Source organism: Brevibacillus brevis (assembly GCF_001039275.2).
GTDB classification, from domain to species: domain Bacteria; phylum Bacillota; class Bacilli; order Brevibacillales; family Brevibacillaceae; genus Brevibacillus; species Brevibacillus brevis_C.
Genome location: NZ_CP030117.1, coordinates 2,898,852 through 2,922,334 on the forward strand (window position 1 = coordinate 2,898,852; position 23,483 = coordinate 2,922,334).

Sequence of the window (23,483 nt, forward strand, 5' to 3'; positions counted from 1 at the left end):
TGTCAAGGAGGTCTACCATGCTTACCAATCAAATCAGTCCACCAGCGATTGATATTATTCACATTCTGATTCGAGCCACCTATTCTATTCAGCGAGAATTCGAGACCAAATTGGCTGCGCTTGATATTCCCTACCATATCTCTGGGCCAAGGCTACGTTTGCTTTCTATCGTTTCAGAAGCCGGAAAAATTCGCATGAACGAGCTCGCCGCAAAATTAGGTGTAAAGCCGCGCACGGTCACGGATTTTATTGATGCCTTGGAGCGTGACAAGCTGTTGGTGCGGAGCCCTGATCCGACTGATCGCCGTGCTACCTTGATCCAGCTCACGGAATTAGCCCAATCCAGCATTGATCAAGTTTTGGCCCTGCAAGCGGATATTGCCGAAAGTATACTCGAGGATTTGCCAAGTGAGCAGCGGAAGCAATTCTACGCTCTGCTTTTACAGTTGATTGAAAACAAGGATTTGTCAATTCCGTCCAAGGATGCATTCAAGTAAAGCTGGATGTTAGTGGATAAGGAAGGTCTTGTGTACCCATAATACCTTTGACAGACAACAAAGAATTCGGGGTGTTTAGAATGAAAAAATGGAAACTGTTATCGCTCATGCTGATTACCGCGATGGGGTTAAGTGCATGTGGCGGTCCTGCTGCACCGGATGTGCTGGAGCAAGTAGAGGTTGTACCGAAACCTACGTATACAGTAGGGAGTGAAGTCATCCTGAAAGCAAGTCACCAACCGGGAATGCAAGGGGCGAAAGCAAAAATTGTGGGGGCTTACGACACAACGGCCTATTCAGTGACCTATACGCCTACAACGGGTGAGCCCCCTGTGAAGGGTTATAAATGGATCATTCAAGAAGAAATCAAGAACCATATCAAGCAACCGTATGATCCGGGAACGGAAGTCGTCTTGAAGGCCGATCATGTGAAAGGGATGCTCGATGCATCAGCAAAGCTTGATACGGCAAATACAACCACGGTCTATATGATCGATTACACTCCCACGACAGGGGGAGGAGAAGTTAAGAACTACAAATGGGTAACGGAAGATGAGCTATCACCAGTCAAATGATCGATGCCATCCTTATATGAAAAAAGGCAGCCGTGGCTTTTTCAGTGCCAAAGCTGCCTTTCTGCTTTTCCATTGATCGAGCTGTGAGAGGTTACATGCGACGAGACTTCCACTCAGCGAGCATTTGGTTGAGAGATTCTCTGTATAGGTCAATTGCTTCCAGCGTCTCATGGAATCGTTGTATAACTAGCTCACTTTGCTTCAAACTTTCCATTTGCATTCCTTTTTCTATGACATTCTTTAATGATAGGATTCGCTCTAAACCCTGTATAAGCTCTTCCTCAATTGCGTCTGGTGCCATGATGTAATAGCTCACACGGTCGCCTGTCACACTCTTTTTTTCCGCGAATCCAATTTTCAAAAGCATGCGCATATTGGTAGACACGCTTCCTAGACTGACTTGTAATGTAGTGGCAATCTGCTCAGATGAAAGGGGTTCCTGAGAGACCATCAACAGTCCAATAATCCGGCCAGCAATTCTGGATAATCCTTGATTTTCGTGATGGAGAGCCATTTCTTCAATCAATTGCATCGTTTCTGCCGTTAATTTATCCAACTTTATGACTCCTTTTTCCTCGTTTTGCCCGATTTCCATGCTTTAGTCTATTATACTACCATTAGTCATCGCTTTCTTCAGAAAATACCAAAAGAAAATGCGCCTGCTCTGCTGACAGGCGCTCACGTCATTCTTTATTTTAGTGGCGTGGCAGTACTTTCATGGGTTTGACGAAGATATTCCATTATCATCAAGGCAGAACCTAGCTGGACACCGCACAATTCGCGCAGCGGACGCATCGACCAGTTAAAAAAGGAGAGCAGCTCCTGTAAGCCTTGATCCAGCCATTTTTCTGAATCTGCTCGAATCTCTGAAAGGGTGATGTTGTCGGGCTGGGCGTCCAGCATGCGAATCAGCATGCTGCAGCAGCATAGAGAACTCCATAAAGTGCGTAATTTCAGGTCAAACATTTCCGCTACTGTTGCGAAGCGTGCTAAAGATGCCTCACTTTCAGCTGATTGTAAATGATGGGATCGAATTTCCTCCATACCGATCAGAAAATCCTCTACAGATCGCTGAAATCTGGTTGGTACCGTTATGAATGCAAGTGCGCTTTGGTACTGTTTGGATAAAAAAGCAATCTGTTCACCTTCTTGTTTGGCTATTTCTAGCGTAGCATCCTTGTAGCTATGAGTGGTTTCAGATTTATCTCCCATCCTTGGGTCCGTAAACAACGATATTTCCGAAACAAGGCAAAAAGTACGGTAACGTGCCCCAGCATAATCGCGGGATGAGCCACCCATGAGGATTGCTTTCGCAGGGTCTTCTCCAGTAGGCAGGATACTTTGGTAGTAATCGTACATAGCAGACAGCTCAGGCAACTGATAAAAACCGGCTTGGATAGGGGGCATGAATGGTGCCTCCGGTTCGCCGATCATCAGCGGTAATTGATGATCCTGGGTCAGCTTTATGATCTGTTGGCACAATGCGTCGGGAAGAGGGGTCGATACATAATAAAACGTTCCAGTTTGATCGGAGCTGTGCAAGCTGTTGAGGAAATGGGGCTTGGCTTCATCAATCGCCCGCATAAATGCTACGGTTTCAGGAATGGGTTCGCTGAAGCTGAACGTTTTATACGCATACGGGAATGTCCATTCAACTTGTTCGAGCATACTGGGACGATAGTAGCTGCGGATGTAACGATCTGGAGAAAATGGGCCGCCGTACCAACCTTCATTCAGTCGGCAACCATCTACATCGATTTCTTTGATGATATAAAAGGTATAATCCATTTGCTCTAATAGGGCAGTATCCTCACATAGCTTTTTGCTGAGATACTCTAGCGATAGAGCTCCAATCGGCTCATTTGGATGCGGACAACCGACAAACAGCGCGCGATGTTGTCCATTTCCAATTCGCAGCATGAGGATTGGGTGACCTTCTGTTGAGTGACCGATGGTACTGAGGGTCACAAGATCTGGATAGGCGGCTGCTAATTCACGGGAAGAGGTGTCCAAATCCTCAATGGTTAGAAAATGTGAAAAATCAGGCATTTCTTGCAGCAGTCTTTGAATGAAATCAGTCAAGCTCCTCACTCCTTTTGATATGGGTAAGAAAGGATGAAACAAGTGCAATTCCCGCACCTATTAGCAACAAGGAAAAACCGGCTTGAAAGGAGAACGCCTGAATGAATGCGCCCATCGCGATTGGTGTAAAAATACTTGCCAGTTTTCCTCCGGTTAACAGAATTCCACTAGCAGTGCCCAAAGCATCTGAGGGAATGATACGCATGGTAAGTCCAATAATGGGTTGAGTGGTAAGGGACAGAAAAAACAAAGAGATCGACTCAAACAACAGAAACTGGTTGACATTGTCAGATAGGATCATAAGCGTAAAGAGAATCGTTGAGAACAGAAGGGACGGAATGACCATCGATCGAAACTTTTGATGAAAATAACGGTCAAACAACCAACCTCCTGCCAAATAGCCAAGCATGGAAATGAGAAGAGGAAGCGATGCGTATAAGCCTGATTGGGTAATAGCGAGATGTTTTTCCGTGGTTAAGTAGGTAGGTACCCATGTTAAGCATCCAACCATCACGATTTGAATTCCGCAGAGCATACTTGTTAGTTTCCACAAATGCCCGTTACGGAAAAGAGACAAAAAAGGGATGGGGTTCGACTCTGATGATACTGAGCATGATGGTGATTCATTCACGAAAGGACGGGGAAGGAATATCCAGAGAATGGGGGCCAAGAGCAGTCCGATTAATGCTGTAACAAAAGTAGCTTCCTGCCATCCCAGTATCGCAATCAATGGTGCTACTAGAAAAGGGGCAAGTCCAGTCCCAATTGGTTCGGCTGATGAAACGATGGATACTGTGGTCGTACGGATGTTTGCAGGTGTTCGTTCGGCAATCGCTTTTAACATAGCAGGCATTAGGGGGGCATCGATAAACCCCAACAAAAAACGGACAACGAGTAAGGCTGCAAAACTTGTGACCGCCCCTGTAAGCGTAGTCAATATTGCCCACAGTACCAAGTTGATTACAATAATTTGCTTCGATCCTCGTTTATCAGCAATGATCCCTCCTGGAATGGTAAATATCGCGAAGCCTAAAAAATAAACACTGACGATTGCACCTTGCTCCACTGGATTCAGCTGAAATTCCTCTCCAATAAGTGGTAGTGCAATAATGATGCTGTACGAGCCAAGTACCCCTACGAGTATAGTGACAAACAAGAGCACAGCACTGATCGAAGTTGCTTTTTTCATGTGCATCACTTCCTAAAAGATGTTATGAGTATTATATTAAGTATTTTCAGTTATTTTAGTCAATACTGAAATTACTGAAATGAGTGCCACTTGAAAAAACTCCTAAGCCAACAGGGAAACCATGTTACAATAGGAAAAGGGATTTGTTTCCACTATAAAAGATGTGATAGAAATGAAAACAGCCCAAAATAAATGTATGGAGTTGAAGGAAATGCCCCAGCTAAGGGATATCATTACTCCCGTACATGAGTGTCTCTCCCCCGAACATACCTTGTCTGACGCTATTCAATTCGTACAGCGGACTAAATGGGATACGATTCCTGTTACCGATGAGTATCAAAAATTGCATGGAGTACTGACCAGAAGCAGCCTCAATCAAGCCATTCTGGATGGACAACCATTGACGAGCGTCATTCATCCACTCATTAAAAAAGACGTCATTTGGACTCACATTGACAGTTCGGTCAGCGACATCCAGGAAATCATTCAAAGAGCAGAAGTAGGGAACATCGTCATTTTGAATGATGACCACCAAGTGACCGGAATGCTTACCAAAACGGACATCATTTTCACATTGTTTCGAGCTACAAGTTCTTTGAAGGATCAACTAGAAGAAATTCTGGTACGATCAGAGCTCGGCGCGATCATCACAGATGATTCTGAACGGATCACCTTCGCAAATCAGAAAATTTGCAAAATGACAGGGCTGACACAAGTAGAACTGCTCCAGCGTGAGGTAACTTCGCTCATTTCAGGTATTCAATTAGAGTCCATGGAGCCTTCCGATCATTATCGGCTACAACTAGGGAATAGTCATGCCGTTACCCGTATTTCTCGCTTTGGGAAAAAAGGGTGTATCCTTTTGTTTCAAGATGTATCACAAGTGGAAAAAATGGCCCAGGAGTTACAGAGCGTAGTCAAATGGAAGAGTATTTTGCAGACGGTCATCGATAATGCGTACGAAGGTCTTATCATGATCAATGAATGGAAAGAAGTTAACTTCGTGAGTCCATCCTTACTTGAACTTTTTGAGTTTGAAGAATCGCAGATTTTATACAAGCCAATCCATGACGTCCTCCCTCAATTGGGACTCGACCGCGTCATGAAATCAGGTCTACCGGAATATAGCGAGATGATGCAGGTAAAAGGCATTCGATATACCGTGCATCGCGTCCCCATTATGCAAGACGACGAAATCATCGGGGTTATCGGAAAAATCTCCTTCCGTGGCCTGCACGAAATGAAAGAAGTTGTACGTAGACTGGAAAAGAGTGAAAAAGAAGAGAAGCAAACCCCACAAGTGCAGCACGAGACCTCCCGCTTCTCATTTGAGCAGATTCTCACACAAGACCCCCAGATGGAGAAAATTATACGTAGCGCCATGAAGTCAGCCAAAGGAAATTCGACTGTTCTGATCAGAGGCGAAAGTGGAACCGGAAAAGAGCTGTTCGCCCATGCGATCCACAGCATGAGCTGGCGCAGTAATGGCCCTTTTGTAACGGTCAATTGCGCCGCGATCCCAGAGCATTTATTGGAATCAGAATTTTTTGGATATGAAGAAGGAGCCTTCTCGGGTGCCAAGCAAAAAGGTAAAAAAGGGAAGTTTGATTTGGCAAATGGGGGAACTCTGTTTCTAGATGAAGTAGGAGATATGTCGCTGCAACTGCAGGCGAAAATGCTTCGTGTCCTCCAAGAAAAGGAATTTTATCGGGTGGGTGGAACAGAGCGCATCCAAGTCGATGTACGCATTATAGCAGCAACGCATCGTTCCCTGGAGGAAATGGTCAGAAATGGGGAATTCCGAAACGACTTGTTCTATCGATTAAACGTCATCTCTTTTGAAATCCCGCCACTGGCGAAAAGGAAAAAAGATATTTTGGTGTTTATTCCTTTCTTCATGGAAGAATTAAATCGCTTGAACGGGACAAGCATTACGGGAATTGACCCGCTTGCCGAAAAAGCCATGATCGATTACGATTGGCCGGGCAACGTACGTGAACTTCGAAATGTCATGGAGCGCGCGATGCTGTTCAGTGAACACGGAAAAATCGAGCTGGCAGATTTGCCCGAATACATGTTGGGTCATGGAAAAAATGAATTCACCGCATTCTCATTTGATTCAGAGAGCTCCCTTATGGAAAAGGCAGAAAGAGCGGCCGTACAACAAGCGTTGGAGCAATCGGGCGGCAACAAATCCAAGGCTGCCAAATTACTGGGAGTAAGCAGATCCGTGCTATATGATCGTCTGAAAAAATACCAATTAACGGTACAAGAGTAAAGCGTGGATGACTTCTGGATGGGACGGAAGTCATTTTTTTATGCCAACTTGTCTGTATTATCTACATCTGTCTGTAAGGTGTGTTTCATCACTATACATAACAACATCCAGCCAAAAGGAAAGGAAGAGAAAGTAAAGAATCATGTGTGGTTGGCATGACATTTGCTATTTCTGAATATTGCGTCTAATTAAGGGTTGTACCCGAAAGGAGGAAACCCTACCAACTCATCTTGCTATTTTCCCCGTTTTCAATAACAGCTAAAGAATGGAAGGGGAGTAATTACATGCGCTGGATTGTCCTAACACTCTTGTTTTTTGCTTATGTCATCAACTATGCGGATAAGGCGATCATTGGATATGCAGCTGATCCGTTGATGAAGGAGCTTGGCTTGAATAGTGCCCAATGGGGAATGGTCGGAAGCAGTTTTTATTGGTTGTTTGCCATCTCAGCTTTATTAGGAGGGACATGGTCAGATCGTATCGGGACTTCGAAAATGATCGTGGTTCTATTGCTTGCCTGGACAGTTCTGCAGTTTGGTTCCTACGCCATTATGACATTGCCGATGCTGATCTTGTATCGGTTAATGCTGGGAGCGTTTGAGGGGCCGTTTACTCCGGTAGCGATGAGTCACGCTGCCAAATGGTTTCCTCCCGAAAGACGAGGAATAGCGTTTGCTGTCATCGTCTCTGGTGCCAGTGTCGGCGGAATTATTTCAGCGCCGATTCTTGTTGCCCTGATAGAAAAGTATGGCTGGCGGTTGACGTTTGCACTTTTAGGTGTCGTCAGTCTGGTTTTGGTTTTCGTCTGGTTGTTTGTGGATCGAAAAAACAAGAATCATCCAAGTAATCAAACGGCTCCATCCCATGTGAAAAAGTTGAGATGGGCTGATATAGCTCCCGTATTGCGTAATCCCGCTTGTTTTCTGACCCTCGCTTTAGCGTTCTCTGCGCTGTGGCTCTCCACTTGGTTACTCGTTTGGCTGCCACTGTATATGACAAAGGTACTGCAACTAGAGCCAATGAACATGGCTTATGCAGTCGCTGGAAGCGGTATTGCAGCCACCGTCATGGTATTGCTGCTCTCATCCATTTCAGATCGCATTTATAAGAAAACCAATAGCTATTTCAAATCGCGGGTTCTGGTACCAGGGATCGTCACGCTCATCGGTGGCCTTTTTCTAGCTATGATGCCTGCTTTTGAGTCTTTTATCTGGGTTTATCTTGCTTTGTGTCTAGCCAAAACATCGAGTTACAGTAATGCTGCTGTAGGTCCGCAAATATTGATTAAGCTCATGCCTGAACGCGCTGGTTTCATGACGAGCATTTTTTCGTTCATTACTAATATGGCCTCCATCGTTGCTCCGGTTATAACAGGGATCTTAGTGCAAGCAGCAGGTAATAACCTTGTGCTCGGATTTCATTACTCACTGTACGTCATTGTGGGGCTTTTCATCGTAACGGGGATTCTCTTTTTGTTGTTTGTCAGACCGGATCAACCGTCCAAAGAAGTTCCACCTCATGTAGAGACCGTATAAGATGTCTGAAAAAAAGATGGTTTGGTTGGAATGCCTGTTTGAAAATCAAACAATCCGACAGCTTTCGTATTGATTTTTTCCTATGAAACTACTTGTTTGCGTTGGCATGACATTTGCTATTTCTCTTTTACAAAATCGAGATGTAAGGAGAGACAGCAATGAGTCTGGTAAAGGTTGAAAAACGAGAGAGAATCGCGATTGTCACTATCAACAATCCACCGATGAACGCATTACGTGCTGCGGTCAAAGAAGAGTTGCGCATCACTTTCGCTGAAGCGCTGGGCGGACAGGTTCTCTACGTAAAACAAACGTCGTCGAAGAAGCCAATTTCAGGTCAGCATGAGACCAAGGTGTGGAAAAATTCGGCAAGACAATGGCGGTTGTTAACTGCGCAGGTATCGGCGGGTCCCAGAAAACGTATGGCAAAAACGGCCCATTCGATCTCGTTCTGTTTACCAAAATTATTCATGTCAACTTGATCGGAACCTTTAATGTCATTCGGTTAGCGGCTGAGAAAATGAGCGAAAACGAACCGACCGAGCAAGGGGAAAGAGGTGTAATCGTCAATACAGCTTCTGCTTCTGCCTTTGAAGGACAAATAGGAGTGCTTCGAAGGGAGGAGTCGTTGGGATGACGCTGCCGATTGCAAGGGATCTATCCTCGTATGTCATTCGTGTCGTAACAATCGCACCAGGTCTTTTTAGACGCCCATGCTAGGCAGAGCTCCCGAGCATCTCAAGCAAGCGCTAAGCGCCATGGTGCCATTCCCGCAGCGTTTAGGACAGCCGAATGAATTAGCCCATCTCGTTCAAAGCATTATCGAAAACCCGATGTTAAACGGGGAAGTCATCCGTTTAGATGGTGCACTGCGAATGCAGCCGAAGTAAACGAAAAGAAACGAAGCCAGGAGGAGAACATAGATGAACATTTTAGTCTTGTTAAAACAAACCTTTGATACCGAAGAAAAAATCGTGATTCAGAACGGGCAGATCAATGAAGAAGGCATCGAGTTTATCGTGAATCCTTATGACGAGTATGCTGTCGAGGAAGCAGTCAAGCTCAAGGAAGAAAACGGAGCAGAGGTCACCGTGATCACCGTTGGCCCAGAACGTGCGGAGGGCGCACTTCGAACCGCAATTGCGATGGGAGCGGATAAAGCGATACTCGTCGATCCAGGTGAAACCGAAGCTGATGAATATACGATTGCTCGCTTGATCACAGCAGCCATCAAGGATCAGTCATTTGATTTGATTCTTGGGGGCAATATGTCAGTAGATACGGGGGGAGGACAGGTTGCGATTCGGGTTGCAGAGGCCCTGGGTATCCCACATATATCCACGATTACGAAGCTTACAATCGATGGCGACAGAGCTACGGTCGAAAGAGACGTAGAAGGCGATATGGAGGTCATCGTAGTAAGTCTTCCATTCTTGGCGACAGCTCAGCAAGGGTTAAATGAGCCGCGCTATCCGTCTTTGCCAGGCATTATGAAAGCGAAGAAAAAGCCAATGGAGCGCTTGACTCCGGAAGATTTGGCTCTCGCCATTGATGAGAGAAAGGCCCGCACAACGATTGTCGAGCAGTATTTACCAGCCAAGAAGCAAGCAGGTCGCCTAATGAACGGAGAAATCAAGGAACAGGTAACCGAATTGGCACAGCTGCTGCGCACAGAAGCGAAGGTCATATAAAGAAAAAGGAGAGGATTCATCATGAGCAAAAAGGTTCTGGTGTTTACCGAAGTAAAGGACGGAAAATTACGAAATGTATCTCTCGAGGTGCTAACTGTCGCGAATCAGGTCGCGGCAGGAGGAGAAGTCATCGCGGCGCTGTTCTCGCCGAATGCGGAGGCGTATGTGCAGGATATCAGCAAATACGGAGCCACTACCTTGTATATAACGAAAAACGAAGCGCTATCTACGGGTACTTCTGAGGCGTATAGCCAAGCATTTATGCAACTCATTCACGAAGTGCAACCAGACGCCGTCTTGGTTGGTCATACCTCATTGGGAAAAGATATCTCTCCAAGAGTGGCAGCCAAATGCGGAGCGGGACTCATTTCAGATTGTACGGCTGTAGAGACAAACGGAGAGCAAATCACGTTTGTTCGTCCGATCTATGCGGGGAAAGCGTTTCAGAAAAAGAACTTCCAAGAAGGAATGGTGTTCGCAACCCTGCGCCCCAATAATTTTGAAATCATAGAGACGGCGGTGCAAACTACACTCGTAGAATTTCAGCCAGAAATCACTGATCTTCGTACCATCATCAAGGAAGTCGTGCGAAAAACAGCAAGTGGTATCGATCTCAGCGAGGCCAAGATCATCGTCGCGGGTGGGCGTGGTGTGAAAAGCGCGGAAGGCTTTCAACCACTGCAAGAATTGGCTCAAGCACTTGGTGGAGCAGTGGGAGCCTCCCGGGGAGCTTGTGATGCCGATTACTGCGATTACTCCTTGCAAATCGGACAAACAGGAAAAGTAGTAACACCCGATCTGTATATTGCGTGTGGCATCTCAGGTGCTATTCAACACTTGGCGGGGATGTCAAATTCAAAGATAATCGTGGCCATTAACAAAGACCCGGAAGCCCCAATCTTTCAAATTGCCGACTACGGAATCGTGGGAGACTTGTTTGAAGTCGTTCCACTGTTGACGGAAGAATTGAAGAAAGTGCTCGTATCGTAATGATTTCAAACAACTCCCCTCAAACAAATGACGATTTATCTACAATAAACAATGATTTTCTTTTGGTATGATCCTTGCTTTTGTATAGAATGATTATCTAGACATCCTTTCCTCACAACGAATGATCGGAGGGCATTCTTGATGGTTGATGTTACGGAGCAAATTCAGCAAGTATTCGAATTGCAAAAGAAACAGCAGCATGTTGCCAAAGGAACAAGTGCCGCAGAACGTATCCAAAAATTACAGAAACTAAAAACAGCCATTCGTACGCATACGCCAGCTATTTTACAAGCGCTCCAGCAAGATTTGGAGAAGCCCTCTTTTGAAGCCGTGACAACAGAAGTACTCGGCGTTATTCAGGAGATTGATCGGTTTATCGCCAACTTGGAACAATGGATGCAGCCTGTCGAAGTCGATACGCAAAGCGTGGGGCATTGGCAGTAGCGAAAGAGCTGGGAGCAGTGGCTGTCGTAAACAGCAAGCAAGTAAACGCCCAGAAGCGGTGCGCGAAATAACAAAAGGCGGTACGAACGTCTCCATTGAAGCGCTTGGTATCCAAGAAACGTTTTTAAATGCGCTCTTGAGTCTCACAAAACGGGGAAGACATGTCCAGATTGGCATGAGCTCGAATCCGAACGGCGGTCTTACTCCCGTCCCTATTAACTTTTTGCTCCGGCAAGAAGCGCAGATTATCGGGTCGATCGGCATGCCTTTGCCTGAATTTTCAACGATGCTTCGTTTAGTGAAAAGCGGGCGTCTTGCCCCTGGGAAACTGGTCACGAAAACAATCTCCTTGGAAGAGAACCATGCATCTTTTGAAGAAATGAATACGTATGCGGGTGTAGGAGTTACGGTGATTAACAAGTTCTTGGATGAACTGCCGTGCTTTACGGACCATCGCTCTTGCCGTAGCGATGGCCTTGGTGTTTTTCCAAATGTATACAAATAGGGGCCCATGGACAAAATATCCGATGAATATTCAAAAAAATAAACCTTTGGGGGTATAGAAATGGCAGATTCGAAAATTAATCAGTCATTGCCGGCGACGCCTTTTACTAAAAAAGCACAGGAGGCCGTTTATGCCTCTCTCCATTTTGAAGACAAACAAGATTTCGAGGATGCAAATAGAGGCTACCTCGCTCCCATCGAAGCAAAAGTCATAAAAAATGAGGCTGGAAAGGTCGTTTGGGACATCGAAAAACTCGGGTTCCTTGATCAGCCAGCACCCGATACCGTAAATCCTAGCTTGTGGAGAAATTCTCAGTTGCATGCGATTACAGGGTTGTTCAAAGTACTAGAGGGCGTTTATCAAATTCGTGGACAATCTATCGTCACGACGTTTTTCATCGAAGGTAAAGAGGGAGTTATTGTTGTTGATACGTTAGCAGGGGTAGAATCTATGCAAGCCGCCATGGAGTTATATTATCAGCATCGTCCAAAAAAACCGGTTACCGCCATTATTATCAGCCAAAGTCACGGAGATCATTTTGCTGGTACCGAAGCAGCACTTCAGTATGCGAAGAATCCCGACATCCCGATTATCGCACCACAGCATTTTACAAAAGAAGCACTGAGCGAAAATGTGCTGCTTGGTACGATTATGGCTCGTCGTGCTGGGTATCAATTTGGTAAAAATCTACCCGTCAGCACTACTGGAACAATTTCTGTAGGGATTGGCCCTGTAACCAATTCGGGTAAGTTCAGCTTTGCACTGCCTACGGTTGATATCGTAAACGAGACACAGACCATGGAAATAGACGGAATCACCTTCGAATTTTTATTAACGCCAAATACAGAAGCACCTGCTGAAATGCATTTCTATATCCGCGATTACAAAGCATTGTTTGTCTCGGAAAATGCCAATAAAACCATGCATCAAATCTACACCGTTAGAGGAGCAAAAACGCGAGATGCTTTGCTATGGGCAAACACCCTGGATAAGACGATTGACTTGTTTGAGGCAGAAGAAATTGATGCCCTGTTAATGATCCATGCTTGGTCAGTATGGGGCAAAGAAAACGCCATTGCGCATCTGAAAATGCAGCGTGATCTGTATAAATACATGCACGATCAAACGGTGCGTTTAGCCAATCACGGATATACAATGGAGGAAATAGCAGAAACAATCAAGCTTCCCGACACCTTAGATAAATACTGGGGAAATCGAGGGTACTATGGAACGCTTAAGCATAACGTAAAAGGAATCTACAATTTTTATCTCGGCTACTACAGTGCGCATCCTTCTGATTTGGACCCGCTGCCACAGGTGGAAGCTGCCGAGAAATATGTTCAGTACATGGGTGGGGCAAGTAACATTTTGCAGCAGGCAAAAGCTGATTTTGAAAAAGGAGAGTATCGCTGGGTGGCGCAAGTACTCAAGCATGTGGTCATGGCTGATCCCACTCATACAGAAGCGAAGAATTTGCTGGCCAATGCGTTTGAACAATTGGGGTATCAAGCCGAATCCGCGAACTGGCGAAACATGTATTTGGTTGGGGCCGAAGAGCTGCGCAATGGGGTCAATAAGGACAACTCTTCAGTTGATGTATCGGGAATCATTACCTACATGCCCATTTCCGATTTCTTAACCCTGTTAGCCGTGAAACTTAACGGCCCAAAAGCAGATGGCAAAAAGCTCACGATGAATGTAACGATCTCAGATTCAGACCAATCGTTTGTGATGTATCTGGAAAATTCCGTTCTCGTGAACAAAGGAAATAAGCATGACACTCATCCAGATGTTACGATAGTTACGGATCGAATGAACTTCTTTGCATTGATGCTTGGTCGTCTACCACTCGATCAAGCTATGGCAACGGGAAAAATAGAAGTATCCGGTGACGCGACTCATATCAAAGGGTTTTTAGCATTATTGGATGACTTTGATCCATTTCCCGCTATTGTGACACCTTAATAGGAGCCCGTGAGTTGACCCTTGAGCCATCAAGGGTTTTTTGTTTTGGTTTTCGAGTGTCATTTTGTATAGATTTCATACAACTGTTGTAGATATGTACGATTTACTTGCGCATAGAACTTACATCGCGTGCATTTCATTCAAATATGTACGAAGCTTCTTTGGCATGGCATTTGCATATCTATATAAACCAATACAGATGTTGTCTTAGTAAACAGCAAAGCGAGGTGAGAGTATGTCCATTACAGAACGCCCAAAAAGGATAGAAGCAGGATTCGAGCAACATATTGGCATGCAACTTAGGCGTATGGAAAAAGGTCATATGGTAGTTGAGCTGCCCATTACGCCTGAATTGTTGAATGCCGGAAATTTGTTGCACGGAGGTGTCGTAGCGAGCTTGCTCGACCACGTGATTGGTTTGACAATCCGCACGCATACGGGGCATCGCTTGGTCACGGTCAATTTAAACATTCATTATTTGGCCTCTGCCAAAGAGGGTGATCTCATCGTCGGAACAGCAAAAATCCGCCATATAGGCAAAAGTCTTGCAACAGGCGAGGGAGAAGTACGAAACGGTACAGGCAAACTTCTGGCGATAGCCAGCGCTACCTTTAAACAGTTACCAAACAATCTGAATGAGGTGAAAGAATGAGCTTGTTACGAGGCTATAAAGTGCTAGATTTCTCGACTTTACTGCCGGGGCCTTTTGCCACGACTATGCTGGCAGATCTGGGAGCAGAAGTTCTTCGCGTGGAATCGTTCACCCGACCTGACAGTATCAGACAAGGCAAGCAAGTAGATGGGGGAGTAACGGCAGCCCATGGCTATTTGAATCGCTCGAAATCTTCTATCGCACTGGATCTGAAAAAGCAAGAGGCCGTAGAAATCGTGAAAGAGCTCGTGAAAGAATACGACATTGTCCTTGAGCAGTTCCGTCCAGGGGTCATGGAGCGACTCGGTCTTGGATTTGAGACGCTGCGAGCGATTAACCCACGACTAATCTACTGTTCCATCACCGGATATGGTCAAAATGGACCGTACCAAAATCGACCTGGGCATGACAACAACTACTTGTCCATTGCAGGAATCAATGATTACTCCCGGCGCAAAGGATCGCCTCCGTCTCCGCATGGTTTTCATATCGCTGATATTGCGGGTGGTTCGCTTCATTCCGTGATCGGGATGCTGGCAGCTTTACTGCATCGCGAGCGGACGGGTGAAGGTCAATACATTGATGTCAGCATGACGGATGCTGCATTCGTACTCAATACGATCCATGGTGCTGGTTATCTTGCGTGCGGAGTGGAGCCTCAGGCAGAGGCAATGCGGTTAAACGGTGGGAACTTTTACGACTACTATGAAACAAAAGATGGGCGGTATTTTTCTGTAGGAAGTATCGAACCCCAATTCCGCAAGCTGTTGTGCGAGGCAATAGGAGGCCAGGATCTGTTGCCATTGTCTTTCAGCGAATCTCCAGATGATGTCCAAGCTTTCAAAGATTATGTTCGTAACGCGTTTCGAGCGAAAACCTTCGCTGAATGGACAGCTATTTTTCAGGAGATGGAAGCGTGTGTTGAACCGGTACTCACTTTTGCAGAAGCGTGCGAGCATCCGCAATTGAAGGCGCGTGAGATGATTGTGGATGTACCGAAACCGGACGGAACAACACAGAGACAATTTGGTTTTCCAATCAAATTTTCCGCAGCCCAGCCAGAATATAAGCATATCGGAAGCAAACTCGGTGAGCATTCTATTCTGCTACTGAAAACTCTGGGGTATACCGACGAACAAATTTCAGTGCTTAAGGAAAAAGAGGTATTTGTATAGGAGAGGTGTATGGATTTTATACAGTTCATCATTGCTTTTGTATTCAACACATACACAATGTACAAGGAGACTTTGAGAGAGTCGATCATTGGCGATAAAACGTGTTGGCACGACTTTTGCTTTACCTAATAGATGTGAAAAGTTCAGTGATCGTCCAAAGGGGGAAGAAGCATGAGTCGAAAAACAAAAGTCATCGGAGTATATATGGTACCGTTTACAAAGCCTGGCTCGCATGAACCGTATGAAGTGATGGCATCCAAAGCAGTCAAAGGTGCAATAGAAGATGCGGGTATTCACTATTCTGACATCCAACAAGCTTATGCGAGCTACGTATATGGAGACAGTACATGTGGTCAACGAGCTTTGTATACGGTCGGGATGACAGGGATTCCGATCATTAACGTCAATAATAACTGCTCTTCCGGTTCTACTGCGCTATTTTTGGCGAGGCAAGCAGTCGAATCGGGTATGGTAGATTGCGCATTGGCAGTTGGTTTTGAAGAAATGAAACCAGGCGCATTGGCAAGTGTCTGGACAGATCGGACTCCTCCGTTAGGGTGGGCACAAAATCGCTTGAAAGAGCTGTGGCCAGACGTGCCGGATTCCACTTCGAACGCGATTAAGTTTTTTGGAGCAGCAGGAAAGGAATACCTTGAAAAGTACGGAGCCAACCCAGATATTTTTGCCAAAGTATCTGTGAAAACGAGAAGTCATGCCATTCAGAATCCTTATTCGCTTTTTCATAAGCCGCTGACGGTGGAAGAGGTATTGAACGCTCCAGTCTTAATGCCGAATTTGACACGGCTGATGGCTTGCCCCCCAACCTGCGGAGCTGCGGCAGCGATTGTGTGCAGTGAGGCCTTCGCGATCAAGCACGGGATTACCAATGCTGTAGAAATTGTGGGGCAGGCGCTCACAACAGACACCGATGTGACACATGAGTCTCTCCTCAATCTAGTTGGAGCTGATATGACCCGCCGGGCAGCAGATCAAGTCTATGAAATGGCCGGGATCGGTCCCGATGAGGTCAACGTAGTAGAGCTCCACGACTGCTTTACTCCCAATGAGGTTATTACCTACGAAGGCTTGGGACTGTGTGAAGAAGGCGGGGCCGAAAAGTTCATCCGCGATGGACATAACACATACGGTGGAACCTACGTTGTCAATCCATCAGGCGGTTTAATGTCAAAAGGTCATCCATTGGGAGCAACTGGTCTGGCACAATGCACCGAGCTAGTTTGGCAGTTGCGTGGCCAGGCGGACAAGCGGCAGGTCGAGGGTGCGCGTGTCGCTCTCCAGCATAACCTGGGCCTTGGCGGGGCGTGTGTCGTTACGATGTATCGTATCGGCTAATCAATCGTACTTGGAGGGATTATTGATGTCACAAACCATTCCGGCATCGAAGCCAGCGACATTTGATTTATTTAAAAGAAATCGCCCTTTTCTTACACAAGAGCACGAGATGTTTCGCAGCTCTCTACGCAAGTTTCTCGAGAGGGAAGCCGTACCGAACATTGAGAAGTGGGAGGAAGAGCAATACACCCCACGTGAGTTTTATCAAAAAATGGGCGAGCAAGGGTTTCTATGCCCGCAAGTTGCACCTGAGTACGGCGGACTTGGACTCGATTTTGGTTTTAACATGGTTTTGGCCGAAGAATTGAGTCGGGTTGGAGTAGGCGGCTTGGCAAGTATGAGCAGTTCCATCATCGTTCCCTATTTGGAACGCTATGGCACCGAGGAGCAGAAGAAAAAGTACTTGCCCAAATGCGTATCTGGTGAGATTACGACAGCGATCGGCATGACGGAACCAGGCATCGGCTCCGACTTGGCGGGAATGCGGACAACTGCCGTGCGAGATGGAGACCACTATATCATCAATGGACAAAAAACATTTATCTCTAATGGAATCAATGCAGGGCTATTCTTCATTTGCGTCAAGACAGACCCAACAGCTACACTTGCTCATAAAGGGATCAGCATCCTTTTAGTTGAGGACGGTACACCGGGTTTTTCTTGTGGTCGCAAATTGAAGAAATTGGGGCAGCATTCTACGGATACGGCAGAGCTGGTTTTTGAGGATGCACGTGTCCCTGTATCCAATCTGCTTGGTGAGGAAGGCAAGGGCTTCTACTACCTGATGGATAAGCTGCAACAAGAGCGGATTATGATCGCAATTGGCGCGTTAGTTGTGGCTGAAGAGATGCTCAAGACGACCATGACTTACGTAAAAGAGCGACACGCTTTCGGTAAACCAATCAGTTCCTTTCAAAATACACAATTCGAGATGGCGGAGATGGCTACGGAAATTTCCATGGCTCAGACCTTTGTCGATGATCTGACCTACCGGCATATGAATGGCGAAAATGTATCGACGCAAGTCTCCATGGCGAAGTGGTCGATCACCGAAATGGCACGACGTATGTCCGTTAGATGCTTGCAGCTTCATGGAGGATACGGCTTCATGGAAGAATACGCCATTGCTCGTCGATACCGTGATGTCGCTGTCATGCCGATCTACGGTGGTACGACAGAAATTATGAAAAACATTATCGCAAAAAATCTCGGGATGTAGGCGTAATACTGTCCGCAGAGTTTTGGTGGACGAAGAGAAAAGAAAGAACAACTCAACCGGTTAATCGATGCAAAGTCAGAGAGCTATTGTACGCCCTTGATAATAATCAGTCCATTGACGTTGAGGACGGGTTCATTCCCCCAACGTTTCCCACTGTCATCGAATTTTGGGGTTCTCAAACGTCCGTCTCAATGAATTTGGGTCTGAAAATTGAAAAAGTTCTCCGCGGTGGACAAGAATATGAGTACTTAGGCAAAATCCGAATCGGGGATGACATAACGGTTTATGGAGAAGTCGAGGACGTATACACAAAAGCGGCCATGAACTTCGTCGTCATCAAAAAAGAGTTCGTCAATCAACATGGTGAAACCGTTGTCGTTGGACGTTCGACCATCATCGAAAGACATTAGGGGGATGAACATGATCGGTAAAACCATTCGAACCGCTATATAAAGAAGAAATAACGCATAGCCAGCTCGTCCGATATGCCGGAGCCTCAGGTGACTTCAATCCTATTCACACGGTAGTGCCCGTTGCCGAAAAAGCGGGGCTTGGTGGCGTCATCGCACACGGCATGATGATCATGGGTTTTGTCGGGCAAGCAATCCATACGTGGTTTCATGCAGATGATCTCTTGAAGTTCTCCGTTCGGTTTCGAGGCATGACGCGACCGGGAGAAAAAATCATCGTAAAAGGCTCCGTTGTAGCTGAAAAGGAAGATCGTTGGCTATGTGAAGCAGAAGTCGTCAATGAAGCAGGAGAAGTGAAGGTCAGTGCCCAGTTTGAAGTTAGAAAAGGATAATAAGGGAGGGTATCAAACATGATCAGTTTTCAGGTTTCAGAGGAAATCAAAGAGGTAATCTCCGCGATTTATCGATTCGTTGAAGTAGAAATTGACCCTCTTCGCAAGAAATATCAAAAAGAGCTGGAAAATGAAAGATATTTTTATGACGAGAATGGCTTGCTTTCACCTGGGGTACAAGAAGCGCTGAAACAAGTTCGCTTAAAATCAGCAGAAGCCGGATTCTATACGATGTTTGGTGAGTCAGAGCTGGGGGGATCGGGAGATGATTTTGGCCCGATTTCTGTCGCTCTGATATATGAAGCTATCATGAAAAAATACGGTCTGGACCCGTTAGTCATGGAAATGTTCCCAGCGGGTCTGTTTACAGGCGGACTCACACCAGCACTGTTGGGGATGCACCCTGATACCAAAGCCGAGTTATTGCCCGGTATCTCTAGAGGCGAAATTACGTTATGTTTCGGACTGAGTGAACCAGACGCAGGCTCTGATGTATGGGCGATAAAGACCAAAGCCGTGAAGGATGGGGAACACTGGGTTCTGAATGGGACGAAGCAGTGGATTACCAATGCGCATTACGCCAAATACGGGATCATTTTCGCCATCACCGATCCCGAACTAGTGGAAAAAAGAAAGGGCGGAATTACCTGCTTCCTTGTCCCGTTTGACGGAAAAACATGTGTAGCAACCTCATCCATTCCGTATATGGGACACCTGGGCTCGCGGATCGGGATCATTTCCATAGAAAACGCGCGGGTTCATGAAAAATATATCATCGGCGAATTGAATCAAGGTTTCGGTAAAGCCTTGCACGGCGTTGATGTGGGAAGGGTAGTTATGGCAGCGACATGTGTAGGTGCGGCACAGTGGGCGCTGGACAAAGCGATCCAATACGCAAATGAACGCAAGACCTTCGGCGTCACAATAGGGAACCATCAGGCGATACAAATGATGCTCGCTGATTGCGCGATGGAGATCTATGCCGCACGTAATATGCTGCTGCATTGCGCGTGGAAAATGGAAAATCAAGAAAAGCTCCCGCTCAAGGAAATCTCGATGATCAAAGCTTATTGTACGGAAATGTTGCAGAAAGTTGTCGACCGATGCATACAAATCCACGGGGGCATGGGCTTAACGAATGAAATGAAGCTGGAAAAAGTATGGAGATGGGCAAGAACCTTGCGAATTCCTGACGGTACGACGGAAATCCAAAAGCGTACGATTGCCCGACGCTTGCTCCAAGGCGATCAAAGCTTTCAGTAGAATCTGGAGGAACCAGATGAGATTTCAAGGGAAAGTAGCTATCGTCACTGTAGGCTTCCCAAGCAATGAATCGGTGCATGAAAAGTTGCTCCGATTCATTGCTGGTCTTACTTGAGGAGGTTCATCCATGTTATCCTTCCTAAACTTTGTAGCATTTCTCGCCATAACAGGGTATGCCACATATTTATTCGTACAAATCGTGTACAGCCGAATCGCCTTTATCAAGCTCGGCAAAAAAGCAAACCTGAAGAAGGATGCCGCGATACGCATCCAAGAATTTCTCACGCAAGTATTTGGCCAAACAAAGCTCTTGAAAGATCCGAAAAGCGGTGTCATGCATATCATCATGTTTTACGGCTTTATCATTCTTCAGTTTGGGGCGATTGAACTCATTATCAAAGGGTTCGTCAAAGGCTTTGAATACCCGATGGGAGAGGCTCACAAGTATTTCAGTCTCAGTCAGGAGATTACGACTTTTCTCGTGCTGCTCGCAGTTGGTTATGCCTACTATCGTCGCTATATTGAGAAAGTAAAGCGTTTGAAACGAGGGTTTAAATCAGGGCTTGTGATTATCTTTTTAACAACACTGATGCTATCGATTTTCTTTACTTTAGCCTTTGAGCACCTATGGCTGGGAGATTCAGGTGGGGCGCATGCTCCCATCTCATCGTTGATCGCTAGCTTGTTCGCTGGGATACCCCCTGAGATAGCTGGTGCACTGTTCTATCTGTTTTGGTGGGTTCATCTACTTACGCTCCTTGCGTTTATGGTCTATGTCCCGCAATCCAAGCACGCGCATGTACTATTCGCGCCTGTAAATATCATGTTGCGCGATACCAAACCTGTCGGGAAGCTCACATCCATTGATTTTGAGGATGAAAAGCAAGAGACTTATGGCGTCGGAAAGATCGAGGATTTCCGGCAAAATCAGTTGATTGACCTGTACGCCTGCGTGGAATGCGGTAGATGTACCAATATGTGTCCTGCATCCGGTACAGGCAAAACGCTATCGCCAATGGATCTGATTGTGAAAATGCGCGATCATCTGACGGAAAAAGGCTCAGCGATTACATCACGTACGGCATGGATGCCTTCCTTTGCGTTTGCGCAGGCAAGAGGGAACCATCCAATGTATGATGAAGTGGCTGTTACCGCAGTACAAGCTCCTACGCTGATCGGAGACGTCATTACGGAAGAAGAGCTATGGGCTTGTACAACGTGCAGAAATTGCGAGGATCAATGTCCAGTAGCGAATGAGCATGTGGAAAAAATTATCGATATGCGCCGTTATCTCGTGTTAACGGAAGGCAGTATGCCGCATGAAGCATCTCGCTATTTCCAAAATATCGAACGACAGAGCAATCCGTGGGGGATTAACCGAAAAGAGCGGTTGAAGTGGCGAGAGGGGCGCGAAGACATCCAAGTGCCTACCGTGAGTGAGGTAGAGGAGTTCGAATATTTGTTCTTTGTCGGCTCCATGGGATCGTTTGATCTTCGTAGCCAAAAGATCGCGCAGGCTTTCGTCAAAATTATGAATACGGCGGGTATTTCTTTTGCTGTTCTGGGCAATGAGGAGCGTAATTCCGGGGATACAGCTCGTCGCATGGGGAACGAGTTTTTATTCCAGCAGCTCTGCCAGGAAAACATCGCGAACTTCCAAGCTTATGGCGTCAAGAAGATCGTCACGATTTGCCCGCATACGTACAATACGTTTAAGCATGAATATCAAGAATTCGGGTTGGAGGCAGAAGTCTATCATCATACAGAATTGATCTGGAAGTGGATGCAGGAAGGACGGATCAAGCCGACGAAGGAAGTCGACGAATCCATTGCTTATCACGACTCCTGTTACATCGGGCGGTATAACGATATTTACGATATCCCGCGGCAAATCCTTACCCACATTCCAGGTGTTCAAATGCTGGAGATGGCGCGCAACAAACAAGATGCGCTGTGCTGCGGGGCAGGCGGTGGGATGATGTGGATGGAAGAAACACAAGGAAAACGTGTAAATATTGAGCGTACGGAGCAGGCACTCCGTCTAAATCCAACGACAATCGGCAGCAACTGTCCATACTGTCTGACCATGATGAGTGACGGGACAAAGGCAAAAGAGATGGAGCACCTCGTCAAAACGCTGGACATTGCAGAAATCGTGGAGAAAGCGATCTAAAAGAACGTCGAAAAAAGAGCGATAGACCGCTCTTTTTTGTTTGGAGAGGATTTTTCGTGACAATCGGCATTTGATATATTATAGTAACTTTATTACTAATCGTAAGTTAAAACGGAACTTCATCTCGGAATAGAGAAGGTCGTTTATGGTCAGCTTGACAGAAGTATGAAGAACACCCATGTATATAAACGAGGAGGAACACGCTCATGACTTTTCATCAAAGTCCCCATACGTTTGTCCGACAGGTCAATCTCAAGGTACAGAACCTGGATCGCTCCCTGGCTTATTATCAGGAAGTAATCGGATTTAAAATCTTGAACCAATCTGCCACAAAGGCGGAGCTGACTGCTGACGGCAAAACAGTGCTGCTATCCATCGAACAACTTCATGACGCATTACCGAAACAAAATCATTCGACAGGTTTGTATCATTTCGCGCTTCTACTGCCAAAACGCTCTGATTTGGCTAGCGTTGTGCGACACTTCTCTGCGTTGAATTTGCGTATCGGGTCTTCGGATCATCTCGTTAGTGAAGCGCTATACTTATCGGACCCGGATGGAAATGGGATTGAAATTTATGTCGATCGTGATCCTGATCAATGGAGCTGGCATGAAGGTACCGTAGACATGGCAACAGATCCATTGAATTTTACAGATTTGTTGTCAAATGGGGAACAAACCGCGTGGAAGGGTCTGCCTGCTGGTACCATCATGGGACATATTCATCTGCATGTATCGAGGTTGAATGAAGCTGAACATTTTTATACCAAAGGACTTGGCTTTGAAGTAGTGAACCGATATGGAGCACAAGCACTGTTCATCTCCACTGGAAAGTACCATCATCATATCGGGTTGAATACATGGGCGGGTGTCGGCGCTCCACCGCCACATCCGAAGAGTCCGGGGCTCGAATCGTTTATCCTGGTGCTTCCGAATGAAAGAGCGAGAAATCAAGTAATCACTCAGTTAAGAGAGATCGGTGCAAGTGTTCAGGAGGAGAGCGGTCATTTTGTTACGGAGGATCCTTCTGGCAATCTGATTCAACTGCACATATAATTGGAAGCCGCAGGAGAGCTTTCAGCTCGATAAACGAAAACGA

At 46.1% G+C, this 23,483-nt stretch carries 21 protein-coding genes and 1 pseudogene; 19 read left to right on the forward strand and 3 right to left on the reverse strand.

All coding sequences use genetic code 11. The annotated features are described in order from the left end of the window. The first annotated feature begins 17 nt into the window (after positions 1–17). Complete coding sequence (locus AB432_RS14580; protein ID WP_048032890.1) at positions 18–497, forward strand: MarR family winged helix-turn-helix transcriptional regulator; 480 nt, start codon at positions 18–20, stop codon at positions 495–497. An 80-nt stretch (positions 498–577) separates the two neighbouring features. Then, positions 578–1,072 (forward strand): YdhK family protein, encoded by a 495-nt coding sequence (locus AB432_RS14585; protein ID WP_048035814.1) that lies wholly within the window; start codon positions 578–580, stop codon positions 1,070–1,072. A gap of 91 nt (positions 1,073–1,163) precedes the next feature. Here AB432_RS14585 and AB432_RS14590 read toward each other — a convergent pair whose 3' ends face one another. From AB432_RS14590 to AB432_RS14600, 3 genes are all read right to left on the reverse strand, one after another. Beyond that, positions 1,164–1,628 carry a GbsR/MarR family transcriptional regulator gene (locus AB432_RS14590; RefSeq protein ID WP_235617693.1) on the reverse strand — a complete coding sequence of 155 codons (465 nt, stop codon included), beginning with the start codon at positions 1,626–1,628 and terminating at the stop codon, positions 1,164–1,166. A 134-nt stretch (positions 1,629–1,762) separates the two neighbouring features. Next, positions 1,763–3,154: a M14 family zinc carboxypeptidase gene (locus tag AB432_RS14595; RefSeq protein WP_053079573.1), complete on the reverse strand. Its 1,392-nt coding sequence runs from the start codon at positions 3,152–3,154 to the stop codon at positions 1,763–1,765. Continuing rightward, the gene (locus AB432_RS14600) at positions 3,147–4,343 is read right to left on the reverse strand and encodes an MFS transporter (protein WP_048032891.1); all 1,197 of its coding nucleotides are present in this window, start codon (positions 4,341–4,343) and stop codon (positions 3,147–3,149) included. Before AB432_RS14600 ends, AB432_RS14595 begins: the two co-directional genes overlap by 8 nt. A gap of 211 nt (positions 4,344–4,554) precedes the next feature. Here AB432_RS14600 and AB432_RS14605 point away from each other — a divergent pair, with 211 nt between their 5' ends. From AB432_RS14605 to AB432_RS14690, 17 genes and pseudogenes are all read left to right on the forward strand, one after another. Continuing rightward, a complete protein-coding gene (locus AB432_RS14605) occupies positions 4,555–6,621 on the forward strand; it encodes a sigma-54-dependent Fis family transcriptional regulator (protein WP_048035817.1) in 2,067 nt (688 codons plus the stop codon). Between the two features lie 284 nt (positions 6,622–6,905). Continuing rightward, entirely contained in the window at positions 6,906–8,156 is a 1,251-nt protein-coding gene (locus AB432_RS14610; RefSeq protein ID WP_048032892.1) for an MFS transporter, read from the forward strand. A gap of 221 nt (positions 8,157–8,377) precedes the next feature. Then, positions 8,378–9,043 (forward strand): annotated as a pseudogene (locus AB432_RS14620) (SDR family NAD(P)-dependent oxidoreductase). Between the two features lie 33 nt (positions 9,044–9,076). Beyond that, a complete protein-coding gene (locus tag AB432_RS14625; RefSeq protein ID WP_048032893.1) occupies positions 9,077–9,844 on the forward strand; it encodes an electron transfer flavoprotein subunit beta/FixA family protein in 768 nt (255 codons plus the stop codon). Between the two features lie 21 nt (positions 9,845–9,865). Then, a complete protein-coding gene (locus AB432_RS14630) occupies positions 9,866–10,834 on the forward strand; it encodes an electron transfer flavoprotein subunit alpha/FixB family protein (RefSeq protein ID WP_048032894.1) in 969 nt (322 codons plus the stop codon). Positions 10,835–10,975: 141 nt separating this feature from the next. Beyond that, the gene (locus tag AB432_RS14635; protein WP_048032895.1) at positions 10,976–11,278 is read left to right on the forward strand and encodes an aldehyde dehydrogenase family protein; all 303 of its coding nucleotides are present in this window, start codon (positions 10,976–10,978) and stop codon (positions 11,276–11,278) included. Between the two features lie 58 nt (positions 11,279–11,336). Continuing rightward, positions 11,337–11,783 (forward strand): zinc-binding dehydrogenase, encoded by a 447-nt coding sequence (locus tag AB432_RS14640; protein WP_053079575.1) that lies wholly within the window; start codon positions 11,337–11,339, stop codon positions 11,781–11,783. 60 nt (positions 11,784–11,843) lie between these two features. Then, entirely contained in the window at positions 11,844–13,748 is a 1,905-nt protein-coding gene (locus AB432_RS14645) for an alkyl/aryl-sulfatase (RefSeq protein WP_048032896.1), read from the forward strand. Between the two features lie 235 nt (positions 13,749–13,983). Continuing rightward, on the forward strand, positions 13,984–14,400 hold the full coding sequence (locus AB432_RS14650) for a PaaI family thioesterase (protein ID WP_048032897.1): 417 nt from the start codon (positions 13,984–13,986) through the stop codon (positions 14,398–14,400). After that, on the forward strand, positions 14,397–15,575 hold the full coding sequence (locus AB432_RS14655) for a CaiB/BaiF CoA transferase family protein (RefSeq protein ID WP_048032898.1): 1,179 nt from the start codon (positions 14,397–14,399) through the stop codon (positions 15,573–15,575). The genes AB432_RS14650 and AB432_RS14655 overlap by 4 nt, the downstream gene beginning before the upstream one ends. 171 nt (positions 15,576–15,746) lie before the next feature. Continuing rightward, positions 15,747–16,928: a lipid-transfer protein gene (locus AB432_RS14660; RefSeq protein ID WP_048032899.1), complete on the forward strand. Its 1,182-nt coding sequence runs from the start codon at positions 15,747–15,749 to the stop codon at positions 16,926–16,928. Between the two features lie 25 nt (positions 16,929–16,953). After that, positions 16,954–18,147, forward strand: coding sequence for an acyl-CoA dehydrogenase family protein (locus tag AB432_RS14665; protein WP_048032900.1), 1,194 nt, complete (start codon positions 16,954–16,956; stop codon positions 18,145–18,147). An 86-nt stretch (positions 18,148–18,233) separates the two neighbouring features. After that, positions 18,234–18,557: an FAS1-like dehydratase domain-containing protein gene (locus tag AB432_RS14670; RefSeq protein WP_235617694.1), complete on the forward strand. Its 324-nt coding sequence runs from the start codon at positions 18,234–18,236 to the stop codon at positions 18,555–18,557. 50 nt (positions 18,558–18,607) lie between these two features. Further along, positions 18,608–18,949 carry a MaoC/PaaZ C-terminal domain-containing protein gene (locus AB432_RS14675; protein ID WP_048032902.1) on the forward strand — a complete coding sequence of 114 codons (342 nt, stop codon included), beginning with the start codon at positions 18,608–18,610 and terminating at the stop codon, positions 18,947–18,949. A gap of 18 nt (positions 18,950–18,967) precedes the next feature. Further along, on the forward strand, positions 18,968–20,212 hold the full coding sequence (locus tag AB432_RS14680) for an acyl-CoA dehydrogenase family protein (RefSeq protein WP_082195926.1): 1,245 nt from the start codon (positions 18,968–18,970) through the stop codon (positions 20,210–20,212). A gap of 127 nt (positions 20,213–20,339) precedes the next feature. Further along, positions 20,340–22,385 carry a (Fe-S)-binding protein gene (locus AB432_RS14685; protein WP_048032903.1) on the forward strand — a complete coding sequence of 682 codons (2,046 nt, stop codon included), beginning with the start codon at positions 20,340–20,342 and terminating at the stop codon, positions 22,383–22,385. A 206-nt stretch (positions 22,386–22,591) separates the two neighbouring features. Further along, positions 22,592–23,440 (forward strand): VOC family protein, encoded by an 849-nt coding sequence (locus AB432_RS14690; protein WP_048032904.1) that lies wholly within the window; start codon positions 22,592–22,594, stop codon positions 23,438–23,440. The last annotated feature ends 43 nt before the right edge of the window (positions 23,441–23,483 follow it).